The 2,063-nt window shown below is 60.3% G+C and carries 2 protein-coding genes; one reads left to right on the top strand and one right to left on the bottom strand.

What is annotated here, in order from left to right:
- Positions 1 to 32: 32 nt before the first annotated feature.
- Positions 33 to 1,217 carry a delta-9 fatty acid desaturase DesA gene (gene desA, locus OC610_RS26305; RefSeq protein ID WP_264432042.1) on the bottom strand — a complete coding sequence of 395 codons (1,185 nt, stop codon included), beginning with the start codon at positions 1,215 to 1,217 and terminating at the stop codon, positions 33 to 35.
- 145 nt (positions 1,218 to 1,362) lie between these two features.
- Between desA and OC610_RS26310 the strand changes: the two genes are divergently transcribed.
- Positions 1,363 to 2,063, top strand: a 701-nt coding sequence (locus OC610_RS26310; RefSeq protein ID WP_264432045.1) for a PAS domain-containing protein, incomplete at its 3' end; no start/stop codon positions are given.

Here is a 2,063-nt window from a genome sequence, read left to right on the forward strand (position 1 = left end):
CCCTCGCCACAGAAGCTTCCTATCAAGGGATTTCAGGCCGTGGCAGGCCGCAGCGAGTAGGTCTTGAGCTGATCGGCAAAGTCCCTCAGGGACTGGATGCCACTGGCCTCGGCCTCATGAACCCATTCCTTGATGGCCGCGAGCATGTCATGGCCGTTGCTGCTGGTCTTGATCCAGATCTGCTGCAAGGCCAGGCGCTTTTCGTAGATCACCTTCAGCGCCTGGCTGTGCTCCAGCATGTTCTGGATGCGCAGGTGGTGGCGGTCATCCAGCAGGCTGGTTTCCCGTGACAGCAGGCGTTTGGCCCGATGAAACTGGTGGCGCACCGAGTGATCGACTTTATCCAGCTCCTGCTTGACCAGCGGCGCGATGACCAGCCGGCGGTACTGGGCCATGATCTGGAAACGGTTGTTGAGGATCGCCATGGCGGTGTCCATGTCCAGGTGGCCCTTGCCTTCGACACGGTGGGCGATCGGCGCGACCCGCTGGACCTTCGCCAGGCGCAGGAAGCTGAAGACCTTGATCCAGGCCCAGCCCAGGTCGAACTCCCATTTGCGCACCGACAGCTTGGCTGAGTTGGGGTAGGTGTGGTGGTTGTTGTGCAGCTCTTCGCCACCGATCAGGATGCCCCAGGGCACCAGGTTGGTCGCCGCGTCGCGGCACTCGAAGTTGCGATAGCCCACGGCATGCCCCAGGCCATTGACCACGCCGGCGGCCCAGACGGGGATCCACATCATCTGGATGGCCCAGATGGTGATGCCGATCGTGCCGAACAGCAGCAGGTCGATGACGCCCATGATCGCCACGCCCAGCAAAGGGAAGCGGCTATAGAGGTTGCGCTCGATCCAGTCTTCCGGGCAGTTCTTGCCGTAGATGCGCAGGGTTTCCGGGTTTTGCGCCTCGGCGCGATACAGCTCGGCGCCTTTGCGCAGCACCGTGGACAAGCCCTTGACGACCGGGCTGTGGGGGTCATCCTCGGTTTCGCATTTGGCGTGGTGCTTGCGGTGGATGGCTGTCCACTCGCGGGTGTTCTGCGCGGTGGTCAGCCACAGCCAGAAGCGGAAGAAATGTTTGAGGCCGGCGTTCAGTTCCAGGGAACGGTGAGCCGAATAACGGTGCAGGTAGACCGTGACACTGATGATCGTCACGTGGGTCATCAACAGGGTGACTGCCACCAGCGACCAGGGCGACAAGCCAAGAAAACCTTCGTACCACATAGGCTGTAGGGCCCTCGATAAAAATAGAAACTGCCGTTGCATTATCACCAGCTCGACCGATAAAACCAGTCGGCCTTTCAGATAAGAGTGGCAGGATGTTTCTTACTCTATAATCCCCTCAAATTACAGGGACATGGATGACCGCATGACTGTCTATCAACGCACTGCCATGCGTGGGGCTCTGCTTTACCTCTTGCTATCGGTCGCCTGGCTGCAGCTGGTTGGTTATTTATTGAGCAGTTTCTTCGATCATTCCGCCGACCAGCTTCGCTGGCAACTGATCAACGGTTATGCCTGGGTGCTGGTCAGCGCCGGGCTGATGTTCATGGCTCGGGTGCGGATCGTGCGGTGTTTCGACAAGGGCGAGGGCAGCCTCGACCGTGAACGATTGCGCCAGGCCGCCGCTGTCTTCGATTGCACCCGCGAAGGGGTCCTGGTCACGGACCGCCAGGGCCTGATCGTGCACGTCAACCGGGCGTTCATGGCGATCACCGGTTATGGCCGGGACGAAGTATTGGGGCGCCAACCCAATCTGTTCAAATCCGGCCGGCACGGACCGGCTTTCTATCGGGATATGTTTGCGTCGTTGTCCAGCCGTGGCGAGTGGAGCGGCGAGATCTGGAACCGCCGCAAAAGTGGCGAAATCTACCCGCAATGGCAGACCATCCGTGCTGTGGTCGATGACAACGGTGAAGTCAGCCAGTACGTCGCGGTGTTTTCCGACATCAGTGCGATCAAGGATTCGGAGCATGAACTGGCGCACCTGGCCCATCACGATCCGCTGACCGGCCTGCCCAATCGCCTGCTGTTTTCCGATCGCACCGAACAGGCCGTGGCCTCGGCGCA

It is taken from the genome of Pseudomonas agronomica, from assembly GCF_025917275.1.
Classification (GTDB): domain Bacteria; phylum Pseudomonadota; class Gammaproteobacteria; order Pseudomonadales; family Pseudomonadaceae; genus Aquipseudomonas; species Aquipseudomonas agronomica.

Coding starts and splice junctions, on each gene's coding strand:
- desA (WP_264432042.1), bottom strand. CDS start 1,217: ATGTGGTACGAAGGTTTTCTTGGCTTGTCGCCCTGGTCGCTGGTGGCA.